The organism is Streptomyces sp. Y20, from assembly GCF_043195475.1.
GTDB lineage: Bacteria > Actinomycetota > Actinomycetes > Streptomycetales > Streptomycetaceae > Streptomyces.
Map to the genome: position 1 here is coordinate 360,233 of NZ_JBIDDP010000006.1, position 20,606 is coordinate 380,838.

Below are 20,606 nucleotides of genomic sequence, written 5' to 3' on the forward strand. Positions count from 1 at the left end.
ACTCCTACCAGTAGTACTGGGAGTTGGCGTCGGCATTGCCGTTGGGGGAACTGCCCAACGTCACGTCGCGGACGTGTCCGAGATCGGTGAGCACCGGGGACGCATAGGGGATGTCCTCGCTCAGGGGCGTCCCGTCCAAAAGACTTCCCTCCCCTTCATCGGCCGCATGGTCGCACAGATACTCGGAAAATGTGCCGTAGCTCATCGGGCCGCCTCGGGTCAAGGGCACGGCTGCCTGGTCAGGATAACTGGACATGGGAAGCGGGCTTTCTGGCCATCTCAGTGCATCCCGCAGTGTAGCCATGTGCGCCGGCGGTGCAGCCGGGATCCGGAAAGCGTCGCTGCACCGGCTGAGCAGGCCTTTTCCCCTCACCGCACATGACGGTGAACAGCGTCGGTGTGATCCCTTTCCAAGCCCGCGGCGCGCCGGCCGTGCAGTTCGATGAATCCGGCCCATCCATTCGGAGCAGCCATAACGGCGGATCGACCACTGACCGTTGATTTTGAAGAAAGGAGCCCTGGAAAGACCTTCGGCCGGCTTCGAATGCCGCGCCTCACCCGCCGCAAGCCGTGCGGTCGGCGCTCCTACGGCATCCCGGAGCCTGCGTCGGCGCGGCCTTACGGGCCCGGGTCGCGCGGGGTCCTCGGGCTCTCCAGGCCGCGCAGTCCGAGGACGAGGGCCCCCTGCGCCTCGGCCCTCGTCCTCAGTTCGCTCAGTTCCAGGACGAAGCCGGAGCTCTCGGCCACTGCGCCGGGGAGTGCGAAGCGGTGCAGCGACTCCCTGCAGCCTTCCAGCAGCAGCTCGCACTCGGTCAGCTGGCCGCCCACGACCACGACATCCGGGTTGAAGAGATTGCACAGCTGGGCGAGGACGGTACCGAGCGTCCGCCCCGCATCCTTGATCACCCGCATGCATACCGGGTCGTGCTCCTTGGCGGCTCGGATGACGTCCTCCAGGTGCTCGAAGTCCGCGGCGCCTGCCCTGGGCCGGGACTGCCGCACCCGCTGCACCAGGGCTTCGGCGCCGATCGCGGTCTCCAGGCAACCGCGCCCGCCGCACTGGCACATCGCACCGTCCGGTTCCAGGGTGAGGTGACCGATCTCCCCGGCCATCCCACCGCGCCCGCGCAGCAGGCTGTTGTGGACGATGATCCCGGCTCCGACGCCGGTGGACACCTTCACATAGACCACGGTCTCAGCGTGTTCCCGCCGGCTGTACGTCTGCTCGGCCAGCGCTCCGAGGTTGGCGTCGTTGTCGATGGAGGCGGGGACGCCCAACCAACCCCCCAGGTCCCGTACAGGACTGTCGCCGGGGTGCCAGGGATGGAGGATGGGCGGCGTGAACTCGTTCGTACGCGGATCGATCATCCGGGGTACGGCAATGCCGAGCGAGAAGACATCACGCAGGGTGCAGCCGGCCTCCCTGACCGCGTCTCGGATCATGTCCTGCACGGCGGGCCTGGCACGGTTCCAGCCCCGGGCCACCCCTTCCGAGTCGACGCGGACGGACACCGTGTCGAAATCCCTGTCGAGCCGGCGCGCGACCACCGTGACATGGTTGAACCCGAGATGCACGCCCACACCGACCAGCTCCGTGGCTGCCAGGCACACCTTGCCGGCGCGCCCGCTGTCCGCCCGGGCACCGGTCACCATGCGTTCCTTCTCGAGTTCCCGGACCGCGGTGGACACCGTCGCCTGAGAAAGCAGGGTGCGGCGGGCGATACCGACCTGGGTGTCGGCCTTGATCGCGATGGCAAGCAGGACTTTTCGGCGGTTCTCATTGCGCTTCGGCGAGCCGGCTAACCCGTTGAAGAACTCGCGAATGTCAGCCATGACGCCCCCCTGGTCGTTGCGTGCCCCCGCAGACCGGCCGATTCTCCTACCGAAGGTAGCAGGTGGATCTTCGAATTGAAGGAGAGGCGTCTTCGGCCGGCACGACGATCAATGTAGCTGTCCGGTGTCCGACATCCGAACACGATCCACGACGCTGATTGGAATTGACCGAAAACGTCATTCCGGCTTTGAGGGCGGCACCCGATCGACCGATAGGGCGCACCAGCGGAACCTACAGTCATGCATCTCGAACCACGGTGTACCGGTGTGCCCGCCCAGGGTGGCGTGGAGCGTCTTCTCCTCGGCACCGCCGAGGGGGCCGGACAAGTCCAGGGCCGGTTCGGGCCGCGACCGCGGTCACAGCACCAGTGGCCGTCGCTGTCAACGGCGGCGTCCCCCGTAAGGGTTGGAACTGCGGAGGGGATCATCATTGCCGTGTCATGGGCATACGGTCTGCACCAAGCCCCCGCAGGCGGGGGAAACCCGTACGGGAGGACAGCCGGCAATGGCAACGGGCGATCGGGAGTGGGAGACATGGGCGAAGTGCCGCACTGCGGACCCTGAGGAGTTGTTCGTCGAGGGCGCGGCCCAAAATCGGGCGAAGGCCCTGTGCGACGGCTGCCTGGTCCGGACCGAATGCCTCGCCCACGCTCTCGACAACCGTATCGAACACGGTGTTTGGGGAGGCATGACCGAGCGGGAACGCCGTGGTCTGCTGCGCCGCCGCCCGACGGTGACCTCTTGGCGCCTGCTGCTGGAGACGGCCCGCACCGAGCACGTGAGCCCGGGCCGACCACTCCCGATCCAGGCCACGGAGCGCAAGCGGACCGCCTGAACAGCGCCCTGCGCCAGCCCGGTAGCGCTCGCATCGGGGCGGACGACGACGAGGTACGAAGCCGGCGGTGCCGTCGGCGACGTGACAGTGGACGTTGTCGAGGCCGCGCTCCTGGTGCTGCGGCGGGGACGTGAACGTGTGCGGGGTCGATGCCGGCAGGGCGGTCATGGAGTCCGGCGAGGACGGACGTCCCACCGGCCGCCCCTCTCGGGTCTTCATGAAGATCTCCTGACGATGGACCCGAGCGGACGCGACGGTGCGGACATGTGGCGTCGGGTCACCAGCCCAGGTGGGGCGAGGACGCGGACATGCGGCCGGACCGCCATCGAGGGAACCGGCCGAGGGGCTCCGCCGAGCCTCCGCCCGACGGCCCGGCCGACGAGGGGACCGCAGCCGATCGCCGGTAGGCTACGGCGGTGCGCACGGTCGAGCTCCTGTTGGACGAGGCGGCAGAGCTGGCGGTCCGGGAGGCCTGGCGGCGGCTCGCGGACGCGGGGCTGCCGAGTCAGGCGCGTCACCGTTCACCGACCAACAGCCCGCACCTCACCCTGGCCGCCTGCCCGGAGCTGACCGCCCCGATCCGCTGGGAGCTCGCCGAGGTGGCCGCCGCCCTGCCGCTGCCGGTGCGGTTCACCGGCGTGGTCCGTTTCGAGCGACCCACCTCGGTGCTCGCCTGGGCGCTGGACCTCGACCCGGCGCTGGCCGGTCTGCACCGCCGGGTGTGGGAGGCGGTCGCCTCGGACAGCCCGCCCGAGACCCTCAGCCCCTTCCACGAACCTGGACGCTGGAGCCCGCACGTCACTCTCGGCCGGTCCCGGCGGGCCGGTGCCTTCGCCGACCGGCGGGTCCCTGAGCTGCTGCCGGCGCCACCACTGTCGGTCCGGCTCACCACCCTGCGCAGCTACGACACCCGGACCGGCGCCCTGGAAGTGCTGAAGCCCCACGCCTGAGCCGCGCCGATCACCGCGACAGTGCGGTGTGCGACCATGCCGCGCAGAGAGTCAGAGAGGCAGAGAGGCAGAGAGGGGGAGCGGCTCTGAGGGCAGCGCGAGGGTGAGAGTGACGCACACGGGTCCAGGTATCGGCCGGCCGGGACACAGCTCGCGTCGGCACGGTACGGCCCGACACACCTACGAGCCGATCGCGTCAAGGAGGTGAGGGCCGTTGTTGCGGACGTCGTTCACGGCCGTGGAGACAGGGCGCGCGTCCAGATGCCCGCCGGCGGGCTGGCCGAGGAGAGCGCGCAGTTCACCGGGGTCTTGGTGCGTGGGGTCGAGCCAGGCCCGGTAGTGATCCTCGGTGAGCGCGAGGGGCATACGCGGATGCACGCGGCCGGCTGCGTCGGTGGCCTCGGTGGTGATGATGGTGCAGGTCATCAGCCAGGCGGCCGGGTCGTCGTCCTGGATGACGGCCGGGTCGCGCCAGTACTCGTACAGGCCGGCGAGCGCCATCACCTTCTCGTCCTCGGGGCGGATGAAGTACGGCTGCTTGCGGGCCTTGCCGGTGGCCGGGTCCTTGCCGGGCTGCCACTCGTAGAAGCCGTCCGCCGGGAGCAGGCAGCGGCGTCTGACGAACGCGCGGCGGAAGGCGGGCTTCTCGTGCACGGTCTCCACCCGCGCGTTGATCATTCGCGCGCCGATCTTCGGCTCCTTCGCCCAGGACGGCACCAGGCCCCAGCGCAACGGCCGCAGCTCCCTCGGGGCTGCCGCGGCACCGCGATCGTGGCGAGGGGTGCGCTCCAGCACGGCCCAGACGTCGTCGGTCGGGGCGACGTTCCAGTTCGGTGCGAGCGCCTCTGCGGGGGGCCACTCGGCGACGTGGAACAGCTGCGCCAAGTCCTGCGGGCGCCGGGTGGAGACGTATCGACCGCACATACGACCACTCTCCCACCGTCCATCCGCTCGACGAGGCGCCGGTACGGTGACCGGGCAGAGGTGTCCGTGCGGAGGATCGGCGGGGCAAGGCCGGACGGCCGGCTCGCGCTGTGTCTTCGGGCCGCTCCCGGGGCGGCGGGTGGGGCCCGCTGACGCCTGTCGCGGAGGTGCGCAGCCAGGCCGGGCGTCAGCAGGAAGCGCAGGGTGGCGTGCGTACGCGAGGCCGCCGGATCCTCAAGGCGACTGGGGGACGAGCTTGAGACCGCGCGGCGCGCGGCTGGAGATCGCCGTACCGGATTCCGAGGCTCGCCGATCGGCCTCGGGACGGGGGGCCGGGGGAGACGGCCCGGCCGGTACTTGCGGACAGACGTGGGGAGCGCTCACCCCCACAGCTGGCGGCTCTCGCGGATGAGCGCACCCATGTTGCGCTCCATCATGCGCAGCGCCGCCTCCGCGAGGTCCTCATGGATGTGCGCTACCGCGTCCTTCGGTACGACCACGTCGAAGTGACGGATGTGCGCGTCGAGGGCCGAGTACAGCACGCACTGCTCGGTCACCTGACCGGTCAGCACCAGCCGATCGATCCCCTGCTCCGTGAGCAGATAGTTCAGCGGCGTCTCGAAGAAGATCGAGTGCCGGGCCTTGAGGACGAAGAGGGAGTCGCCGTCGGGCTTCACCGGCTCGACCAGGTCGGCACGCGGCCCGGCGAGCGCCTGCTCGACCTGCTCCCCGTGGTGCGAGCGCCACTCGCCGAAGTTGTCGTTGACGTAGATGACCGGCACCCCTTGGTCGCGGGCCCGCCGCAGGAGGCCGGCCATGACCGGCACGACCGATTCCACCGAGGGAATCAGCAGGTCGGCATCCTTGTGCTCGTACATATTGATCATGTCGATGATGATCAGTGCGGTCTTGCTCATGCGGCCCGGGTTCCACGATCGGGGCTGGGCAACGCGTGTACGGCGTATCTCCGCGGCAGCTTCGCCCGGGGCGCCGACGCGACCACCGGGCGGAGCCGGGAGTCGCTGGAGCCGGGCTCGGGAGCCGTTGAGCTCCACGACGCCTCCGACCCGGTGGAGCAGGCCCCGGATTTCCAGAAGGTGCCATTCGGTGGGGGCGATGCCGATCCCGCCGGCCGCGGTGGTGAGGCGCTCGGCGGCCACGCGAGACGCCCGGCTGGGGAATCCCAGCCGGGCGCCGAGCGCCTCGTCGATCTACCGGCCCTGGTCGAGCCGACCAGCAGTCTCGCGGCTCTCGCCTCGCAGGCACCGGGTGTCCGGTGCCTGCGGGCCGGTTCAGCAGGTGGAGTTGGTCTGGGTGAGGAGGCCGAGCCGCCACGGGAGGTTGTCGTAGTTGCCGCTCGCGTTGGGGTCCTTGCCCTGGTACAGGTACTGGAGCCGGCAGGCGGGGATGGTCAGTGTCTGGTCGTAACCGGCACGGATCATCTCGCCGTGACTGATGTCCCGGGTCCACGCGCCGGTGGGGAAGGACACGTTGTTCGACTTCGCGAAGGGGTTGCTCTCGGACGCGGCCAGCGGCGTCCAGGAGCCGGCGAGGCTGCTCGTCGTCCAGGAGCGGAAGTAGCGCCGGCCGTCCGAGCCGATGGCCTCGACGAGCAGGAGGTACTGGTTGGCGCCCTGCACCTTGTAGACGTTGCTCGCCTCGAACAGGGCGTATTTGTTGGAGTCGCGGGCCGCGATGACGGTGTTGGTGAACCCGTTGGGGAACTGGCCGACGGTCGTCTGCGAGCGGTAGAGGTGTCCGTTGTCGTCGGAGGAGAACAGGTAGCAGTTGGCGCTGTCGCAGATCACCCACATGTCGACCCAGTAACCGGTGCCGATGTTCTGGCGGATGATGTCGGGCATCGACGCGTAGAAGTTGCGCGGCGCGCTCCACCCGTTGGGGTTGCTGATGTCGGGGTTGGTGGAGTACGAGGCGTTCCCGGTCTGGTAGACGAGGTACCAGAGCTTCTGCGGCGCGTAGTAGAACACCTGGGGTGCGGCCCGGTAGCCGGTGCCGATGGCGGTGCGGTCGAGGTAGTGGTGCGTGGCGGAGCCTGCCTGCGACCAGTCACTGAAGTTCAGGTACACCAGGTTGTACCCGGACGAGCTGGCGGTGCTCGCGAACACGTGGTACTTGCCGTTGTAGTAGACGACCGTCGGATCCTTGATCCCGGCGATGTTGTGGGTGGCGTCCGGCTTCGGGGCGATCAGCGCGCCGCTTGAGTTCCAGGAGAAGCCGGCGGGGAGGGCCGCGGTGGACCGGGGTGAAGGGGCGCTGGTCCGTCGTGTCGCGGCCGTGCCGCCCAGCGCCGACAGTGCCGCCTGGTAGGCCGGTTTCTTGTTGCCGTTGCGGTCGAAGAGCAGCGGGTTGTCGCCGCTGCGCCAGGAGTCGCTGTCCCGGATGCCCCAGGTGGTGATGCCGGTGCAGCGCGAGACGTTCATACACGCCCGGACCGTGTTCGCGTACGCCGTCGACGACGCCTGTGCGATGTCCAGTTCGGTGATCTGGACATCCACGCCGAGGGCGGCGAAGTTCGACAGCGTCGTCTGGAAACCGGCGGGCGGACCGCCGGCGCCGAAGTGGGCCTGGAAGCCGACACAGTCGATGGGTACGCCACGCGTCTTGAAGTCGCGCACCATGCGGTAGACGCCCTGGGTCTTGGCGTCCGACCAGTTCTCGATGTTGTAGTCGTTGTAGCAGAGCTTGGCCGCGGGGTCGGCGGAGCGAGCCGTGCGGAAGGCGTCCTCGATGAAGCCGTCACCGAGCAGGTTCTGGAACACCGAGGACCGGTGCCGGCCGCTGCCGCCGTCGGCGAACGCCTCGTTGACCACGTCCCAGGCGTAGATCTTGCCCTTGAAGTGGTTCATCTCGGTGGTGATGTGGTTGTGCATCACGTTGCGCAGCGTGTTCGCGTCGCCGATGGAGCTGACCCAGCCCGGCAGTTGGGAATGCCAGACCAGGGTGTGGCCGCGCATGCGCTGGCCGTGGGCCGTCGCATGAGCCACGATCCGGTCCGCGGGAGCGAAGTTGAACGAGCCGCGGGACGGCTCGGTCGTGTCCCACTTCATCTCGTTCTCGGGAGTGATGGCGCTGAACTCGCGATCCAGGATCGAGGCGTACGTACCGTCGCCGAGCTTGCCGCCGGCCACGGCGGTGCCGAAGTACCTGCCCGATCGGGCCGCCTGGGCGCCCAGCGTGGAGGCCTTGACGGTTGCGGGCGCGCCGGCCGCGGTCCCTGGCGTCACCAGGGCGGCCAGGGCCAGCAGGGACAACACCGAGGCTCGGCGACGGCCGAGCCGTTTCAGCGGATTCATGGTTCTCCTCGTACGGTGGGTGGGGGGCGGGTGGTGCGATCCTCCGTCCGCTCAGGGCGTGGCCAGCTCGAACCGCGTGACGCGGACCGCGCCGCCGAGTGCCTGTGTGGCATGGTTGAACAGGGCGAATCGGTAGCCCATGAAGAACCGCCAGTCGTTGCCCATGGAGAAGTCGGGCCCGAGGCGGACGTAGTTGATGCCGTCGGTGCTGTAGGAGAAGGTTCCGGGGCGTGCCGCGCCGGGACGGATGTCCGCGCTCGCGCGCAGCCAGACCCGGCCACCGGACACGGGCGCGCTCGCGAGTTCGGTGCCCGTGCCGGTGGTGTTCCAGTTGCCGTCCATGGTCAGCCCGCCCACCCTCACCACTCGTGTCACGCCGCCGTCGCGCTTGAGGCCGATCCATGCGGAGGAGTCACGCAGCAGCGCCAGTCCGGCCCGGTCGCCGTCCCGCATCGCCGAGTGGTCCAGCAGGACCGTGGCGGTGGAGGTGGGACCCTGGATGCGGTGGGTGAGGGTGTTGCGGGCCCAGTACAGGTCGTCGGTGACCGTCGCGGTCCGCAGGGTCAGTCCGTCGCCGACCGACCACCTCGTGTCGTCCGGGTTGTGGTTCCACTCCCAGTCCGGCTTCAGGCTCGTCCCGTCGAAGGTGTCGACCCCGGTCATCGGGGCGACCTGGCCGGCCGGAGCGGGTACGGCCGGGCTGGGGTAGGACGTGCCCCAGGCGCCGTTCACGAGCTGTACGACGGGCCAGCCGTCCGGGGTCCAGGTCACCGGCGCCAGGACAGGCACCCGGCCGCCGGGGTACGCGTCCACGAAGGCCATGTAGTACCAGGCACCGCTCTGCGTCTGCACCAGCCCGCCCTGGTGCGGGACGCCCCCGCCGGCGATCGGCCCGCGCAGGTCGAGAAGCACCTGCCGCATCGTGTACGGGCCGAACGGGCCGCTCGACGACTTCAGGATGTACTGCCCGTTCGCCGGGCGGGTCAGGAAGATGTAGTACTGCCCGTCGATCTTGTAGAAGCGCGACCCCTCAAGGGTGCCGACACTCGACGGGGCGGTGAACACCTGCTGCGTACGGACCTGGCCGCGTCCGTCGGGCGAGAGCTGGGCCACGCTGATGGTGGTGTTCCCGTACGCCACGTAGAGGGTGTCGTCGCCGTCGACGAGCAGTCCCGCGTCGTAGTACGGCGTGCTGATTGCCGTGAGTCTGCTCCACGGGCCCTCGACGGCGGTGGCGGTGTAGATGTAGGTCCGGGCGAAGTCGATCTGGCCGAGCCAGTAGAAGGTCCTGTTGCGCGGACGGTAGGCCAGCGACGATGCCCAGACGCCCCGGACGTAGCCGCGGGCACCGTTCAGGTCGTACTTGGCGCCGAAGTCGAGGACGGGTACCGAGTGGCCGGCGATCTCCCAGTGGACCAGGTCGTAGGAGCGCAGGACGGGGGCGCCGGGCGAGTAGTGCATGGTCGAGGCCGAGGCGTAGTAGGTGCCGCCGACGCGGATGACGTCGATGTCGGCGAAGTCCTGCCAGATCACCGGGTTCGTGTACTGCGCTGCGGCTACGGCGGCCGTTCCGGCGGCCGCGGTCCTGGATGCTCCGGCGAGCGGGAGGAGCGAGCCGGTGACCAGGCCGGCGGCGGAGGCCAGCACCCGACGGCGATCCCAGAATTGAGCAGAGCATGACATGTTCACGTGCGCTCCTCCGCGAATGTCCCGGGTGACACGACACTCTTTGTTCGCACTGTCGAACGACGATCGACTGACCGAGCACTCTGGATGGTAAGGAGTCTGAGAGCGCCGTCAATCCTTCTCGCAGGATTCGTCTAAAACATCGAATCTTTCGAAGACTGTGAGCGGGACATCGCGGCTCGGTCCTGCGACGCGAACCCGAAGGAGTAGGCAACATTGACATGCTCGCGGCTCTCCCTGATCATCCATAGGCTTGACCGCTGAGCAATGTTCGGAATCACGAACGAACCTTTCGCGGTTTTGTGAGAGGGGTGCTGGAACAGCTCGGGTGCGGGGTGACCGAGGGCCAGGTCCGCGAGGCCGTCGATGCGATGGTGCCGTCGGGCATGCGGGACGCCGGTTACCGCTACGTGGTGGTCGACGACTGCCGGTTCGATCCGCAGCGGGACGCTGCGGGCAACCTGCGAGCCGATCCGGCCCGGTTCCCGAGCGGGATGAAAGCGCTCGGCACTACATCCACGGCAAGGGCCTGGAGTTCGGCATCCACGAGGCACCGGGGGAGCGCACCTGCGCGCAGGTGTCAGGGGCCGTCCAGGGTGTTCGAGACGACCCAGCGGGCGGGGCGCGATGGCACGGTCGGCGGCCGCCGCCGACCGCTGCCACCACGTCGTCACCGCCGCGGCAGACCCGCCTGGATCCCCCGCGTCCAGAGCCGGCAGACTTCCGTTGACGGCCTCCGGTTCCACGTCCGGCACGACGCGCTGGAGGCGGGCAGGGTGTGCCGGCGGACGGAGTTCTCGCCCCGGTGGGCGCCTCCGGGCGCAGGGGAAGCCGGTGGCGCGCAGCGGCGACCGGACCGCCAGCGGGTGCTTCAGCGGGTCTGCTCGCGCAGGAAGCGGCGTTCCTCGATCCGTCGCCGTACCCGCACCGGCGGAACGGTGTACAGGTCGCGTCCCCACCTCGTTCGCGTCGACCGCCGACGCTTGGGAAGATCAATCGGCCGCGCCGGGAACAGCGGCTCCGGCCGGCATGGTTGCATCGACCGAGGGGCCGGCGCCGCACGGGCGGTGAACACGGAGACCGCAAGGTCGTCCGCCCACCGGGATCCGGGCCCCAAGACCGCGGTGCGCCCGTCGCACACGCGGACCGAGACGTGTTTCCGCTGGAGGACTGTTCCATGACTGACCGGCCTTTGACGCTGATGGCAGTACACGCCCACCCCGACGACGAGGCCACCGGAACCGGAGGGGTCCTCGCGCGGTACGCGGCGGAAGGCATCCGCACGGTCCTGGTGACGTGTACCGACGGCGGTTGCGGTGACGGCCCGGGGGGTGTCAAGCCGGGTGATCCCGGGCACGATCCGGCGGCGGTCGCCTCGATGCGCCGTCAAGAACTCCGAGCGAGCTGTGACGTCCTGAAGGTCAGCGATCTGGAGACGCTGGACTATGCCGACTCCGGGATGGCGGGCTGGGCGAGCAACGACGCCCCGGGATCCTTCTGGCGGGTCCCCGTGCAGGAAGCCGCGGCCCGACTCGCGGAACTCATGCGGCATTACCGCCCTGATGTGGTCGTCACCTATGACGAGAACGGTTTCTACGGCCATCCCGACCACATCCAGGCCCACCGCATCACGATGGCGGCGCTGGAGATGACCGAGCTGGCACCGAAGGTGTACTGGACGACGATGCCCCGCTCGATGATGCAGCGGTTCGGCGAGATCATGCGCGAGTTCCATGAGGACATGCCGGAGCCGGATCCCGCCGAAACCGCCGCGTTGGCCGAGATCGGCCTGCCCGACGATGAGATCACCACCTGGGTGGACACGACCGGGTTCAGCGGTCAGAAGTTCGACGCGTTGGCCGCGCACGCCAGCCAGGGCGAGAACATCTTCTTCCTCAAGATGGGCAAGCAGAGGTTCGGCGAGTTGATGGGCATGGAGACCTTCGTACGGGTCAAGGACGCCACCGGCGCGGCCATACCCGAGAACGATCTCTTCGCCGGACTCCGCTGATCCGCCCTTCCGGCCGGCCGGGACGGGGCATCGGCCGCACGGCGCGTTCGAGCGGATCACACCCGGGGGCTCGCCCACGCGGGTTCCGCTCCGGCATCCCGCGGCGCCCGGGACCACTGATGACGCCCGCCTGTGTCACCTCACCCTCGCGCTTCCGTCCGGCTACGCGGTCCGCCTGTTCGGGGCCCGGCAGGCGGACGCGGGCGGTTGGGTCATCGGCGGCCGCGACGCCGACAACAAGCAGTCCGGGTTCCGTCAAGTGCGTCTCGTCGATCGGCTCCCTGTCCGGCAGGCGCTGAACACGGTCGGGGTTCGCCGGCACACGGAGACTCACCAGGACTCCGCCTCGGAAGAGGCGCGGGGGCGGCCCGGCCGGCCCGCCCCCGCGACGTCCCGTCAGCCACCGGCGGTGCCCGTGCCGGTAGGGTAATTCCGGCAGTATTTCGGCTCTTGCGCCGCCACCGCGCAGGCTGACAGGCTCTGGGTCGTGACCGCCAACGATGCGCTCGCGGCCGTCGGGCCGGCCGCCCCCTCCGGGTGGCTGCCGGCGCCGGCGCAGTCCCAGGAGCCGTGGGACCGCGACGCGGCCGAGTTCGTCGAGGCCGCCCTCGCCGCCGCGCCCGGCGACCCGGTCCCGCCGTCCGGGCCGCTGCCGGGCACGGCCGGCTTCGCCGTCGTGCTCGCGCCGTTCGCCGAGCTGGCCGGGCGGCGGCTGCTCGCCGGGCTCGACCCGGGCGTCGGCCGGTCGACCGGGCTGGACGGGATCATCCGGGAGTTCACCGCGGCCACGGCCGCCGCGCTGGGCGGCCTGGCGGCCCGTGCGCTGGTGCTGGAGCTCCAGGTGGCCCGGGTGGAGGGACGCCTGGCGGGCGCGACCCCGCGGGCCAGGTTCCGCGACTTCGTCGCCGGCACCGGGACCCGAGCCGGACTGGTCCGGCTGTTCACCGAGTATCCCCTGCTGGCCCGGTTGGTCGGTCGCAGCTGCGTGAACGCCGTCGCGGCCATGGCCGAGTTGCTCAACCGGTACGCCGAGGACCGCGCCGAGCTGGTCGCCCGGCTGCTGGCCGGCCGCGACCCCGGCCCGCTGGTCGCAGTGGACCGGACCGCCGGTGACGCGCACCGGCGCGGGCGCCGGGTCGCCGTGCTGCGCTTCGCCGACGGCAGCCGGGTGGTGCACAAGCCCCGCCCGCTCGCGGCCGACCGCCACTTCGGCGAACTGGTCGACTGGTGCAACGCCCGCGCGGGGACACCCGGCCTGCGCACACCGGCCCTGCTGACCCGTCCGCACCACGGCTGGTCGGAGCTGATCGAGGCCCGCCCCTGCGCCTCGCGGGCCGAACTGGACCGGTTCTACCTGCGCCAGGGCGCGCTGCTCGCGCTCGCCCACGTGCTCGACCTCACCGACCTGCACCACGAGAACCTGATCGCCTGCGCCGACCACCCGGTGCTGGTGGACCTGGAGACGCTCTTCCACCCGCCGCTGCCCGAGGACCCCGCTGCCGACGACCCGGCGGGCCGCGCGCTGGACGCGTCCGTGCAGCGGATCGGCCTGCTGCCCCAGCTGGTGCTCGGGGACGGGGACGCGCTCGACCTCTCCGGCCTCGGCGGCGGCGCCGACCGCCGCTCGCCGGTCGAGACGGCCGGCTGGGAGGCCGCGGGCACCGACGCCATGCGGCTGGTCCGCCGGCCCGGCGCGGTCCGCGCCGGGGCCAACCGCCCCCGGCTGGCCGGCGCCGAGGCTGAGCCCGCCGCCCACACCGAGGCGCTGGTGGCCGGCTTCCGCGCCACCTACCGCACGCTCCTGACGCACCGGCAGGAGCTGGCCGGCCTGCTGCGCCGCTTCGCCGACGACGAGGTCCGGGTGGTGACCCGGGCCACCCAGGTCTACGTGACGGTCCTCGCCGAGGCCACCCACCCCGACGTGTTACGCGAGCCGGGCGACCGGGAGGCACTGCTGCGGCTGCTCGGCACGGACGCGGTGGACGACCAGGGCTGGCCGGGATTGCTCGACCACGAGATCGCCGAGCTGTGGGACGGCGACGTGCCGGTGTTCACCGCCCGCCCGGGCCGCACCGACCTGTGGAGCGGCACCGGTGCCCACATCCCCGGCGCCCTCGACCGGCCCGGACTGGCCCGGGTGGCGGTGCGCCTCGCGGCGATGGGCGAGGCCGACCTCGCCGCGCAGGAGCGGATCATCCGGACGGCGCTGGCCTGCCGGACGGCGGCGCCGGCGCATCCCGCCGCGGTGCCCGGACCCCGGCCGGCCGGGCCGGGTGCGCGAGCCGCCGGGCCGGCCGGGCCGCCGGCGCCCGACCAGCTGCTCGCCGCCGCCCGGGAGCTCGGCGACCTGCTGGTCCAGCAGGCCCACCGGGACCGCGGCCGAGCGAACTGGCTGGGCGTCGAACTGCTCGGCGAGCGGTACCGCAGGCTCGGGCCGTGCGGCGCCGACCTGGGGCACGGGTATCCGGGCGTCGCCCTCTTCCTCGCCCAGCTGGCCGCGCTCACCGGCGCTGACCGATACGCCGGGACGGCACGCGCCGCGCTGCGCCCGCTGCCGCGGCTGCTGGACCGGCTCGCCGCGCTCCCGGACGAGGATCTCGGCGCGGTCGGTTCGGGCGGCTTCACCGGGCTCGGCGGCATCCTGTACGCGCTCACCCGCATCTCGGCCGTGCTGGACGACGCCGGGCTGCGCGCCCTGGTCGAGCCGGCGGCCGCGCTGACCGTCCGGGCCGCCGGGGCCGAGCGGCCGACCGGCGTGCTCGACGGCACGGCGGGCGGCTTGGCAGCGCTGCTGGCCGCGCACCGGGCGTACCCGTCGGCCGAGCTCCGGCGCGGCGCGGGCGCCTGCGCCGACCGGCTCGCCGCCGGGCCCGTCCCGGCGGCGCCGGGCTTCGCCACCGGCGCCGCCGGGGTCGGCTGGGCGCTGCTCGGCTTCGCGGGCGGCGAGCGGTACCGCCGGGCGGCGCTGGCCGCGCTGCGTTCGGCCGTGGCCGCGTTGCCGTCCGCCGGCGCCGACCTCTCCTGGTGCACCGGCACGTCGGGGGTGGCGCTGGCGGTCGCCGACCGGCCCGGGGCGATGGCGGATCCGGAGCTGGCGGCGGCCGTCGCCGCGGCCGTCGGGCACCTCGCGGACGCCGGCCCGGTGCCGGACGGCAGCCTCTGCCACGGCGAGTGGGGCCTGCTGGAGCTGCCGCACCGGACAGCGGCCGGCGCGGTGCTTCGGATGCGGGCCGCCGGGCCGGTCCGGCGCGGCCCGCACCCCGCGGACGGCGGCACCATCACGGCGCCCGGCCTGCTCACCGGCCTGGCCGGCCACGGCCTCGGCCTGCTGCGGCTGGGCTTCGCCGACCTGGTCCCCCCGGCGTTGCTGCTGCGGGCGCCGGATTCCGAACCCGTCCCGCCCCGGCCCGGGTCGCGGCCGCGGACGGCTCCGCGACGCCTGGAGCCGGGCAGCGCCACCTGACGCAGACCACCGAGAACATCCGCAGGGAAAGGAACCCCTTGATGAACACCACCGACCTCGTGCAGTTCTGGAAGCGGCCCAGCACCCGGCACGGCGCCCCCACCGACCACCCGGCGGGCGAGATCCGGCTGCGCAGCGGCGGCGGGCTCGGCCGCCGGTCCCAGCTGCTCGGCGAGTCCTCGGCGTTCCGCGGTACCAGCCCGTGGACCTCCGTCAGCATCGAGGTCCACGACGAGCGCCCCTGAACAGCCCGCCGGGCGGCAGCGGCGGGCTGCCGCGGCGAAGCGTGATCATCTTTCCCGTGGAGCTCTCTACTCAGCGCGAGTACGGCACGGGTAGCCTGCGCAGGTGCACACTACTGCCCCGACCACCATCGGCCGCGAGACCGAACTCGGGCTGTTCCGGCGGGTACTGACCGGCCTTCAGGACAGGGCGGGCCACACGGTCCTGCTGGTGGGGGAGGCGGGTATCGGCAAGTCCCGGCTGGCCGGGGAGTGCGCCGGCCAGGCCGAGTCGCTCGGCCTGCCGGTGCTGCGCGGGCGCGGCAGCCCGACCAGTACGGGGATGCCGTACCGCCCGCTCATCGAGGCGCTGAACTCCCGTTTCCGGGTCACGGGCGTGCCCCGGGACCAGGAGCTGGAGCCCTACCGGCCGACCCTGGGCCGGGTGATCCCGGAGTGGCGGCACACCGCCGTGCCCGGCTACCCCGAGAGCGCGGTGGAGCTGGCCGAGGCCGTGCTGCGGCTGCTGGCCGTGCTCGGCCGGGACCGCGGCTGCCTGCTCGTCCTGGAGGACCTGCACGAGGCCGACTCGGAGACCATCGCCGTGGTGGACTACCTGGTCGACAACCTGGCCGGGCTGCCGGTTCTGCTGGCGGCCACGCTGCGGCCCGAGCCGGGCGCCGCGCTGGAGCTGGCCCGGGGCGCCGAGCGGCGGCGGGTCGCCTCGCTGGCCACCCTGGAGCCGCTCGGCGCACCACAGGTCGGCGCGCTCGCGGCCGGCTGCCTGGACCTGCGGGCCGAGCAGGTGCCCGCCGCCGTGGTCGAGCGGCTGAGCACGCTCAGCAACGGCAACCCGTACCTCGTCGAGGAGTTGCTCGCCGAGATGGTCGGTTCCGGAGTGCTGCGCCGGGACGGCGGCGGCTGGCGGGTCACCGGCGACCTGGCGGCCGCGGTCCCGGTCAGCGTGGTCAGCGGCCTGCGGCAACGGCTGGCGCAGCTCGATCCGCAGGTGCGCGACCTGCTGCTGCTCGCCGCCACCCTGGGCACCGGGTTCTCGATCGGCACGCTGGAGCTGATCACCGGACACAGCGTGCGGCTGCTGCTCGACCAGCTGGCCGCCGCGGCCGCCTCGGGCTTCGTCGTCCCCGATCCCACCGCGGTCGACCAGTACGCCTTCCGGCACGCGCTCACCGCGGAGGCGCTGCTCGCCGGGCTGCCGCCGGCCGAGCGGGCGGTGATCGCCCGCCGGGCGGCCGAGGCGGTCCTGGCCGCCGACCCGGGGGTCTCCGACGACCGCTGCCAGCTGGTGGCGCGGCTGCGCCTGCTGGGCGGCGACGAGGCGGGAGCGGCGCTGCTCTACGCCGAAGCCGGCCGCCGGGCGCTCGCCGGGGGCGCCTCGGCCACCGCCGTGCGGCTGCTGGAGCGCGCCCGCGGGCTCGCGGCGCCGGCCGACCGCACCGCCGTCACCGAGTCGCTGGTGCACGCGACGGCCGAGACCGGGCAGCTGGACCGGGCACTCGCGCTGGCCGAGTCGCTGCCGGACGCGGGGGCCGACGCGCTGGACATCGAACGGCGGGTCGCCCTGCACACCAGGCTCGCGTGGGCCGCGGTGATCTCCGAACGCGCAGCCGACACTCTGGCGCAGGTGGCCGCCGCCCGCGCGCAGCTCGGCGAGGCACCGGATCCGCGGCACACCGCCGCGCTGGCCGTGGTCGAGGCCCACCTGGCGCTGCTGCCCGCGCACGGCGCGGAGACCGCCGAGACCGAGCGGCTGGCCCGTGAGGCGGCCGAGGTCGCCGAGCGCGAGAAGCTCCCCGTGGTGGCCTGCCAGGCCTGGCAGCTGCTCGCCCTGCTGGCCCGTGAGCGGGGCTTCGACGACGCGGACGCCTGCCTGGAGCGCATGCTCGCCGTCGCGGAGGAGCACAGCCTGCCGGTCTGGCGGGTGGAGGCGCTGCTGCGGCTCGGCGCCAACGCCTTCCTGCGCAGCGGTGACGCGCGTCGGATCCGGGAGGCGCGGGACGCCGCGCGCGACCTGGGCGCCCTCGCCCTGGTCCAGCACGCGGAGGGCCTGTTGGCGATGGACGCCGTGCAGCGCGCCGACTTCCCGGCCGCACAGGAGATCATCGACCGCTGCCTGGAACCGAGCGCCCGGATGCGCAACCTCGGCGGCCACCGCTACCTGCTGCTGGTGGCCGCCACCCTCGCCGCCCACCAGGGCCGGCGGCGGCAGATGGAGCGGGAACTGCTCCGGTTCGACCAGGCCGACGAATCCACCTCCTTTCTGATGCCGGTCCTGCTCGGCCTGTGCCGGGCCTTCTGCGCCCTGCTGGAGGAGGACCGCACCCAGGCGCTGGCCGAGCTGGCCGCCGCGGCCGCCTGGGAGGACCAGCACCCCAACATGTTCTACCTGAGCGGCCGGTACGGTCTCGGTCCGCTGCTCGCCGTCGTCGGCGGCGCCGCCGACCGTGCGGCCTACGCGGCGGCCCTGGCGGCGCCGGCCGCCGCGCTGGCCTGGAACCGGCAGTTCCTGGTGCTCACCGACGCCGTCCTGCTCGGGCGGGAGGGCCGAGGCCTGGAGGCTGCCGGACTGGTGGACCGGGCGCGGCGGGAGTTCCGGGGGTTCCCGACCGGTCGTCACCTCGGGCTGCGGCTGGTCGCCGAGGCGGCCCTCGCCGACGGCTGGGGCGAGCCCGTCGCCTGGCTGCGGACCGCCGAGGAGTACTTCCACCAGGCCGGTGTCCGCTCCGTCGCCGGCGCCTGCCGGTCGCTGATCCGGCAGGCGGGCGTGCCGGTCGCGCAGCGGCGCACCGGACGGGAGCTGATTCCCGAGGGGTTGCGGTCGGTCGGGGTGACGCCGCGTGAGTTCGACGTGTTCGCGCTGCTCGTGGAGCGGCTCGGGAACCAGGACGTCGCCCAGCGGCTGTCCATCTCGCCCCGCACGGTGGAGAAGCACATCGCCAGCCTGCTCCACAAGACCGGCAGCGCGAACCGCGCGGAGCTGTGCCGGCTGGCCCGGGCGCTGTGCGGGGACTGACCGCCCGTGGCACCGGGCCGGCCGGTCCCCGCCCGGTGCCACGGGCGAGCCGTCGGTCACCGCGCCCCGGGTGGGAGGAAGCCCGGGACGTCGGTGGCGAGATCCTGCTCCTGAGCCCGGTGACGGACCAGGTCGGCGACGGCGAGGTCCAGCACGCCCAGGCCGCACGGCGAGAAGACCGTGAGGGCCTCGGGGTCGCGCTCGCGCCGGCCGCCGGCGAGGATGGCACCGATCGAGTCGGCGAGGAAGTGGCGGTGCCCGGCCCGCTCTCCGGGCGGCTGCGGCGGGGTGGGCTCGCGGCAGACGTGGTCACCGTCGTCGACGATGTTGACGCTGGACAGGATGGTCTCCGGGGCGAGGTGGCGCAGGGACGGGTGCGGCACCGGCGTCCCGGGCGGGCAGGGGGACGGGTCCCGGTGCGGGGGCGGCGGCGGTGATGGCGAGCGGGACCAGCCGGTGGGCCGCCAGGGCGTCCCCGATCCGCTCGGTGGTGGTCCGCAACCCGGGCAGCTGGGCCGCGCGGCGCTCGGCGAAGGCCCGCGCGCGGGCCGGGTCGAGGATGAAGAGGGTGACCTCGACGCGCGGGCCGGGTCGAGGATGAAGAGGGTGACCTCGACGCGCGGGCCGGGTCGAGGGCGAGGAGGGTGACCTCGACGCGCGGGCCGGGTCGAGGGCGAGGAGGGTGACCCCGGCCGACTCGGGCGTGGATCTCCTCTTTTCCCGGCAACCCGGACACCTGGCTGGAGCGCGCCTCGGCGGCGGTCGTCCTCGACTCGATGCGCACCGGCCCTCGGGTGCCGGCGACCGGCTCCTGCGCCCCGGTGCCGGCGGCGTCGCCGGTGTTCCCGAGGGCCGGCGGGGTTGTGCGCCTGCCTGGGGAACCGCAGGAGGGGCGAGTGCGGGAGCGCGATCCGGCCGGCCGCGTGCGGCCGTACGCCCGGCTCGCCGCCCCCACCACCCGCTGCTCCGCACCGGCCAGGGCCTGGCGGACCTGGCCGGCCGTCAGCATCAGCATGTCGCCGCCTCGGCCACTGGACCGTGCTCCTGCCACAGGTGGGCGACGTCGCCGAAGTGCGACGCGACCCAGTCGTCGTCGTAGATCGTGTCGAGGTAGCGCTCGCCCCGGTCGGGCAGGATCACCGCGCAGGTCGCACCGGCCGGGATCCGGTCGCCCAGCCGCCGGACCGCGGCGAGCACCGCGCCCGCCGACCCGCCGGCCAGGATCGCCTCGCGGTGCGCCAGCCGGCGGCAGTTGACCACGCAGTCGAGGTCGCCGACGTGGACCACCTCGTCCGCGAGGCCGTCCTGGTGGAGCGCCGGGCGGACGGCCGCGCCGTGGCCGGGGATCAGCCGAGGCGCGGGCTCGCGCCCGAAGATGACGCTGCCCTCGGCGTCGACGGCCACGATGGTCACCGGGAGCCGCCGCTCCTGCGCGTACTCGGCGCAGCCCCGCAGCGTCCCGCACGAACTGGTCGCGCAGAACAGGTAGTCCAGGCCGCCGGGCACGGCCTCGCAGATCTCCCGCATGGTCGCGTGGTGAGAGCGCGGGTTGAGCGGGTTCGAGTACTGGTCCGGGCAGTAGGCGTGCTCGGTGCCGGCGAGGATCTCGCGCACCCGGCGGATCCGTACCGGCAGGTACTCGCCGGTGACCGGGTCGATCCTGGTGACCACCTCCACCTCGGCGCCCAGCGCCCGCATGATGGCGATGTTCTGGCGGTTGGCGCGCGGGTCCACCACGCAGACGAAGCGGACCCCGAAGTACCCGCACGCCTGGGCGAGTCCGATACCCAGGTTGCCCGAGCTGGACTCGACCACGACCGACCGGCCGGGGATCACCCGGCCCTCGCTGATGGCCCCGCGCAGCAGTTCCAGCGCGGAGCGGTCCTTGATCGAGCCGCCGGGGTTGTGCGCCTCCAGCTTGGCGAACAGGCGGAAGCGGGCGCTCGGGTCGAACCTGGTCAGCTCGACGAGCGGCGTCCGGCCCACGGTCTGCAGCACGCCGGCGGGCACGGTGTCAGACGGTCGCACGGGTCCCGCTGGTGGCGGTGCTGTCCATCCGGTTGCGCAGGCTCAGCGGCCGCATGTCGGTCCACACGGTCCCGATGTGCGCCAGGCACTCCTCCCGGCTGCCCCGGGTACCGTCGCACCGCCAGCCGAGCGGCAGTTCGCGGTCGGCGAGCCAGATCGAGTACTGCTCCTCGTCGTTGAGCACGACCAGGTAGGTACGGGTGTCGGCGGCATCCTCGGTCATCAGGCCCTCCTGCCTCGGGGGTTCGACACTGCGACGGGGCGAGCCTGCCGGGCCCCGGGGATCGGCGGCAAGAGACAAACGGGC

General features: G+C 72.5%; 15 protein-coding genes and 4 pseudogenes. 8 read left to right on the forward strand and 11 right to left on the reverse strand.

Going from position 1 to position 20,606, the window contains the following annotated elements; all coding sequences use genetic code 11:
* Positions 1-4 precede the first annotated feature (4 nt).
* The 3 genes and pseudogenes from ACGFT1_RS18385 to ACGFT1_RS18395 form a co-directional block, all read right to left on the reverse strand.
* Positions 5-139: a lasso RiPP family leader peptide-containing protein gene (locus ACGFT1_RS18385; protein WP_373910016.1), complete on the reverse strand. Its 135-nt coding sequence runs from the start codon at positions 137-139 to the stop codon at positions 5-7.
* Positions 140-618: 479 nt separating this feature from the next.
* Positions 619-1,833 (reverse strand): ROK family transcriptional regulator, encoded by a 1,215-nt coding sequence (locus ACGFT1_RS18390; protein ID WP_373910017.1) that lies wholly within the window; start codon positions 1,831-1,833, stop codon positions 619-621.
* 177 nt (positions 1,834-2,010) lie between these two features.
* Positions 2,011-2,190 (reverse strand): annotated as a pseudogene (locus ACGFT1_RS18395) (hypothetical protein); the annotation flags it as partial.
* A 148-nt stretch (positions 2,191-2,338) separates the two neighbouring features.
* Here ACGFT1_RS18395 and ACGFT1_RS18400 point away from each other — a divergent pair.
* Both ACGFT1_RS18400 and ACGFT1_RS18405 read left to right on the forward strand, forming a co-directional pair.
* Positions 2,339-2,668, forward strand: coding sequence for a WhiB family transcriptional regulator (locus ACGFT1_RS18400; protein WP_373910018.1), 330 nt, complete (start codon positions 2,339-2,341; stop codon positions 2,666-2,668).
* 416 nt (positions 2,669-3,084) lie between these two features.
* Positions 3,085-3,618 (forward strand): 2'-5' RNA ligase family protein, encoded by a 534-nt coding sequence (locus tag ACGFT1_RS18405; protein WP_373910019.1) that lies wholly within the window; start codon positions 3,085-3,087, stop codon positions 3,616-3,618.
* A 180-nt stretch (positions 3,619-3,798) separates the two neighbouring features.
* Here ACGFT1_RS18405 and ACGFT1_RS18410 read toward each other — a convergent pair whose 3' ends face one another.
* The 4 genes from ACGFT1_RS18410 to ACGFT1_RS18425 form a co-directional block, all read right to left on the reverse strand.
* Positions 3,799-4,542: an SOS response-associated peptidase gene (locus tag ACGFT1_RS18410; RefSeq protein WP_373910020.1), complete on the reverse strand. Its 744-nt coding sequence runs from the start codon at positions 4,540-4,542 to the stop codon at positions 3,799-3,801.
* Between the two features lie 380 nt (positions 4,543-4,922).
* Complete coding sequence (locus tag ACGFT1_RS18415) at positions 4,923-5,459, reverse strand: cysteine hydrolase family protein (RefSeq protein ID WP_373910021.1); 537 nt, start codon at positions 5,457-5,459, stop codon at positions 4,923-4,925.
* Between the two features lie 375 nt (positions 5,460-5,834).
* Positions 5,835-7,856, reverse strand: a complete 2,022-nt coding sequence (locus ACGFT1_RS18420) for a non-reducing end alpha-L-arabinofuranosidase family hydrolase (RefSeq protein WP_373910022.1) — start codon at positions 7,854-7,856, stop codon at positions 5,835-5,837.
* Between the two features lie 51 nt (positions 7,857-7,907).
* Positions 7,908-9,539: a glycoside hydrolase 43 family protein gene (locus ACGFT1_RS18425; RefSeq protein ID WP_373910023.1), complete on the reverse strand. Its 1,632-nt coding sequence runs from the start codon at positions 9,537-9,539 to the stop codon at positions 7,908-7,910.
* A 329-nt stretch (positions 9,540-9,868) separates the two neighbouring features.
* On the opposite strand from ACGFT1_RS18425, the pseudogene ACGFT1_RS18430 reads away from it, so the two are divergent.
* The 3 genes and pseudogenes from ACGFT1_RS18430 to ACGFT1_RS18440 form a co-directional block, all read left to right on the forward strand.
* Positions 9,869-10,206, forward strand: a pseudogene (locus tag ACGFT1_RS18430) (alpha-galactosidase); the annotation flags it as partial.
* Positions 10,207-10,719: 513 nt separating this feature from the next.
* Entirely contained in the window at positions 10,720-11,553 is an 834-nt protein-coding gene (locus ACGFT1_RS18435; protein ID WP_373910024.1) for a PIG-L family deacetylase, read from the forward strand.
* A gap of 97 nt (positions 11,554-11,650) precedes the next feature.
* Positions 11,651-11,749 (forward strand): annotated as a pseudogene (locus ACGFT1_RS18440) (XRE family transcriptional regulator); the annotation flags it as partial.
* Positions 11,750-11,791: 42 nt separating this feature from the next.
* On the opposite strand, the pseudogene ACGFT1_RS18445 reads toward ACGFT1_RS18440, so the two are convergent.
* A pseudogene (locus ACGFT1_RS18445) lies at positions 11,792-11,887 on the reverse strand (hypothetical protein); the annotation flags it as partial.
* Between the two features lie 153 nt (positions 11,888-12,040).
* Between ACGFT1_RS18445 and ACGFT1_RS18450 the strand changes: the two are divergent.
* From ACGFT1_RS18450 to ACGFT1_RS18460, 3 genes are all read left to right on the forward strand, one after another.
* Complete coding sequence (locus ACGFT1_RS18450; RefSeq protein WP_373910025.1) at positions 12,041-15,016, forward strand: type 2 lanthipeptide synthetase LanM family protein; 2,976 nt, start codon at positions 12,041-12,043, stop codon at positions 15,014-15,016.
* 41 nt (positions 15,017-15,057) lie between these two features.
* Positions 15,058-15,261 (forward strand): hypothetical protein, encoded by a 204-nt coding sequence (locus ACGFT1_RS18455; protein ID WP_373910026.1) that lies wholly within the window; start codon positions 15,058-15,060, stop codon positions 15,259-15,261.
* 103 nt (positions 15,262-15,364) lie between these two features.
* Positions 15,365-18,271: an AAA family ATPase gene (locus ACGFT1_RS18460; protein WP_373910027.1), complete on the forward strand. Its 2,907-nt coding sequence runs from the start codon at positions 15,365-15,367 to the stop codon at positions 18,269-18,271.
* A gap of 56 nt (positions 18,272-18,327) precedes the next feature.
* Here ACGFT1_RS18460 and ACGFT1_RS18465 read toward each other — a convergent pair whose 3' ends face one another.
* From ACGFT1_RS18465 to ACGFT1_RS18475, 3 genes are all read right to left on the reverse strand, one after another.
* Entirely contained in the window at positions 18,328-18,654 is a 327-nt protein-coding gene (locus ACGFT1_RS18465) for a hypothetical protein (protein ID WP_373910028.1), read from the reverse strand.
* A 625-nt stretch (positions 18,655-19,279) separates the two neighbouring features.
* On the reverse strand, positions 19,280-20,269 hold the full coding sequence (sbnA, locus tag ACGFT1_RS18470; RefSeq protein ID WP_373910029.1) for a 2,3-diaminopropionate biosynthesis protein SbnA: 990 nt from the start codon (positions 20,267-20,269) through the stop codon (positions 19,280-19,282).
* Positions 20,270-20,285: 16 nt separating this feature from the next.
* Entirely contained in the window at positions 20,286-20,522 is a 237-nt protein-coding gene (locus ACGFT1_RS18475) for an MbtH family protein (protein WP_373910030.1), read from the reverse strand.
* Between the last annotated feature and the right edge of the window lie 84 nt (positions 20,523-20,606).